Consider the following 4,168-nt stretch of genomic DNA (forward strand, 5'->3'; position numbering starts at 1 on the left):
GGCTCAAGTTGCACTGACACGGTCCAGTGTGGGAGCGGGCTTGCTCGCGAAAGCGCCCGAAAATTCACCACAACACTCGGCGCCCTACTCATAGCCCTGATCAGCACAACCACCCTGGCCGCCGAACCCGAACTCCGAGTTCAGGCCCGAGTACAACCCGCTTCCCCCATGGTCGGCAGTGTGGTCGAACTGCAACTCGACATCCTCACCGACACCTGGTTCACCGACGCCCCCACCCTGCCCGACCTCAAGCTGCCCGGCGCCCTGGTAATGCCGCCCGACGGCCATGCCGAGCACCTGAACCAGACCGCCGACGGCAAATCCTTGAGCGGCATGCGCTACCGCTACCTGATCACGCCGAATCTGGCCCAGAACTTCGACATCCCGGCGCTGACCGTTCAAGCCAAACCCGGCCAGGCCACCACCGAACTCAGCGCGCAAACCCAGCCGCTGCATTTCACGACAACACAACCGCCTGGCTTCAAACCAGGTGAACCGGTGCTGGTGGCGCAAGGGCTGCGTTTCACCCAAAACCTCATCAAGCCACAAACGGCGCTGAAAGCCGGCGACAGCATCACCCGTGAACTGACGCTCCAGGCGGACGGTGCGCTCGCCATGTCGCTCCCAACGCCCGCATCGACCGACGTCAGCGGACTGAGTCGCTACCCGAAAAACCCGCAAGTCACCAGCCTGGACGACGGTCGCGGCCATTTCACCGGCGGCCAGCGCATCGACAGCGTGACCTACCGCATCGACCGCGAAGGCCACTACACCCTGCCCGCCATCGAACTCAAATGGTGGGACGCCGGCAGCCAGCAATCCCGTACCGCACAAGTGCCTGCGGTCGAGTTCGATGCTGTGGCCAACAGCACCTACAAACCCGTGTTCTCGATCGCAGAAGACCTGAAAAAACTCGGCCGGCAACAATCACTGCATCTGTCGAGGTCTGTGCTGGGCCTGCTCGCGCTATTGCTTGGCGTGGCGCTGCTGGTCTGGTTCGCCCGCCCATTCATCCATCGTGCTTACCTCGACTGGCAGGCCAAACGCCGCGCCCGTCATGCCGCATGGCTTGAATCCGCCGACTACGCCTGGCAGCAGATTCCCGCGCAGATCGAAGGCCAGCCGCCGCAATTGAGCGCGCTGTATCTGTGGACGCGCCGCAGCGGCAAGGGCCTGCAACTCACCGGCCTCGGCCCGCGACTGCAAACCCTGTTACGTGCCTGTTACAGCCGTGAGCCAACCGGAGATCAGGCGCTGCGCCAGTTCGGGAAATCCTTGACTACGCTGCATAGTCAGTCCGAACAAAACAAGGAATCAGTCGCACCAGCACTTCTACCTCTCAACCCTGTTCGCGAGAAGGATCTGTGATCATGACGCCGCCATTATTACGCCAGCTTCACGGATTCAAGTTTCTGCTGACCTTGGCCCTGAGCCTGCCCTTGCTAGTCCAGGCCGCCGAGCCGCTGCCATCCTGGAACGACAGTCCGTCGAAGAAGAGCATCATCGAATTCGTCCAGGCAGTGACCGATCAATCCAGCATGGACTTCGTCAGACCCGAAGAGCGCATCGCCGTATTCGACAATGACGGTACGCTGTGGAGCGAGCAGCCGATGTACTTCGAGTTCCTGTTTGCCCTGGACGAGGTCAAGCGCAATGCCGCGCAGCATCCGGAATGGAAAACCACCCAGCCATTCAAGGCGGTGCTTGAAGACGACCACCAGGCCCTGGCCGCGAGCGGCATGGATGGCCTGATGAAAATTTTCGCCGCCACCCACGGCGGCATGACCACCGAAGCCTTCGACGACTACGCCAAGACCTGGCTGAGCAAGGCCCGTCACCCGAAAACCGGCAAGCCCTATACCGAAATGATCTTCCAGCCGATGCTGGAAATGCTCGACTACCTGCGCAGCCAGGACTTCAAGACGTACATCGTCTCAGGCGGCGAAACCGGCTTCATGCGCGCCTTCGCCGAGAAGGTTTACGGCGTTCCACCCGAGCAGGTGATCGGCACCACGTTCGTCACCACCTTCGATTACAAGGATGGCAAGGCTTCGATCCTGCGTACGCAAAAACTGGCGCACAACGATGACGGTCCGGGCAAGCCGGTCAGCATCGAAGCGGTGATCGGGCGCCGTCCGATTCTCGCCTTCGGCAACTCCGACGGCGACCTGCAGATGCTCCAGTGGACCGCGGCCGGCACCGGCAAGCGCTTCATGGGGCTGGTGCATCACACCGACGCCAAACGTGAATGGGCCTACGACCGACAGTCCCAGGTGGGTCGCCTGGACAAGGCTCTGGATGAAGCGAACAAACGTGGCTGGACCGTCGTGGACATGGCTGCCGAATGGCGCCGGATCTACCCGTTCGATGCCACAACCGGGCAAGTGCAGTAAGCAAGCGTAGGCAGGACCGCAATGAACGGTTGTCGCATCAAGCGACGCAAATGAGTCAAAGGAGCAAGTCATATGACTGGCATACGCAAGTGGATACCGAAGGCGGCCTTGTTGGCGGCTTCGGTGATGGCGTTCTCGGCTGCCGCCGGGGCCGCCGACAAGCCCAACATCCTCGTGATCTTCGGCGATGACATCGGCCAGACCAACATCAGTGCCTATTCCATGGGCGTGGTCGGCTACAAGACCCCCAACATCGACCGCATTGCCAAGGAAGGCATGATGTTCACCGACTATTACGCGGAGAACAGCTGCACGGCGGGACGCTCGACCTTCATTACCGGGCAATCGGCGCTGCGCACGGGCCTTTCCAAAGTGGGCATGCCCGGCGTACCGGTTGGCCTGCAGGCGCGGGACGTGACCATCGCCCAGGCGCTCAAGGCCCACGGCTATGCAACAGGCCAGTTCGGCAAGAACCACCTGGGGGACAAGGACGAGTACCTGCCTACCAATCATGGTTTCGACGAGTTCTTCGGCAACCTGTACCACCTCAATGCCGAAGAGGAGCCGGAGCGTCCGTATTGGCCGAAAGATGATGCCGCCTTCGTCAAGGCGGCTTCGCCTCGTGGCGTGATCCACAGCTTCGCCGACGGCAAGATCGAAGACACCGGTCCCCTGAACAAGAAACGCATGGAGACCATCGACGACGAGACTACCGCGGCCGCCCAGGCGTTTATCGACAAACAGGTCAAGGCGGACAAACCGTTCTTCGTCTGGATGAACACCACCCGCATGCACGCCTTCACCCATGTGCGTGAATCCATGCAGGGCCAGAGCGGCATGGTCGGCAACGAGTATGCCGACGGCATGCTCGAGCACGATGGCGACGTCGGCAAGTTGCTCAAGACCCTGGACGACCTGAAGGTCACCGACAACACCATCGTGGTCTACACCACCGACAACGGCCCGAACCAGTGGTCCTGGCCGGATGCGGCGACCACGCCGTTCCGCAACGAGAAAAACTCCAACTGGGAAGGTGCTTACCGTGTGCCGGCGATGATCCGCTGGCCTGGCAAGATCAAGCCGGGTGAAGTGTCCACCCAGATGTTCTCCGGGATGGACTGGTTCCCGACCTTGCTGGCGGCCGTCGGTGATACCGACATCAAGGATCGCCTGCTCAAGGGCGCCGACGTCGGCGGGAAGAACTTCAAGGTGCATCTGGACGGTTTCAACCAGCTCGATTACCTGACTGGCAAAACCGACAAGAGCGCGCGCAACGAGTTCTACTACTTCAACGACGATGGCGAACTGGTGAGCATGCGCTACAACGATTGGAAGCTGGTTTTCTGCGAACAGCGGGCACCGGGTGGCTTCAAGGTCTGGAGCGAACCGTTTACCTGCCTGCGGGTGCCGAAGCTGTTCAATCTGCGCATGGACCCCTACGAGCGTGCCGACGTAGTGTCCGATCAATACTTTGACTGGCTGGCGAAGAACGACTATCTGCTGTTTGACGGTATCCGCAGATCGGCGGCCTTCCTGCAGACCTTCGTCGATTACCCGCCAAGCCAACGCCCGGCGAGCTTCAGCATCGACCAGATCCGCGCAGACGTTGACAAGAAAATCGAAGAGAAAATGAAAGCTGCGAAGTAACACTGCTTGACCGCCGCTCGCCTTCGTTGGCGAGCGGCCCTATTTGCAACTTGGGACCGTGTTGGCCCCAATCGCGGGCAAGCCCGCTCCCACAAGGTTTTGGTTGTACCGCAGAACCAGTGTGGGAG

The 4,168-nt window shown here is 60.9% G+C and carries 3 protein-coding genes; all 3 read left to right on the forward strand.

Annotated elements, in window-relative coordinates:
* Nucleotides 1–1,368: hypothetical protein (locus tag ACW9JE_RS29130; protein ID WP_457434728.1), on the forward strand; the 1,368-nt coding region annotated here is incomplete at its 5' end.
* Between the two features lie 2 nt (nt 1,369–1,370).
* A complete protein-coding gene (locus ACW9JE_RS29135) occupies nt 1,371–2,393 on the forward strand; it encodes an HAD family hydrolase (RefSeq protein WP_457434729.1) in 1,023 nt (340 codons plus the stop codon).
* A gap of 72 nt (nt 2,394–2,465) precedes the next feature.
* Complete coding sequence (locus ACW9JE_RS29140) at nt 2,466–4,040, forward strand: arylsulfatase (RefSeq protein WP_457434730.1); 1,575 nt, start codon at nt 2,466–2,468, stop codon at nt 4,038–4,040.
* Nucleotides 4,041–4,168: the final 128 nt, after the last annotated feature.

The sequence above is a fragment of the Pseudomonas sp. SDO55104_S430 genome (assembly GCF_054070595.1).

Coding starts and splice junctions, on each gene's coding strand:
- ACW9JE_RS29140 (WP_457434730.1), top strand. CDS start 2,466: ATGACTGGCATACGCAAGTGGATACCGAAGGCGGCCTTGTTGGCGGCT.
- ACW9JE_RS29135 (WP_457434729.1), top strand. CDS start 1,371: ATGACGCCGCCATTATTACGCCAGCTTCACGGATTCAAGTTTCTGCTG.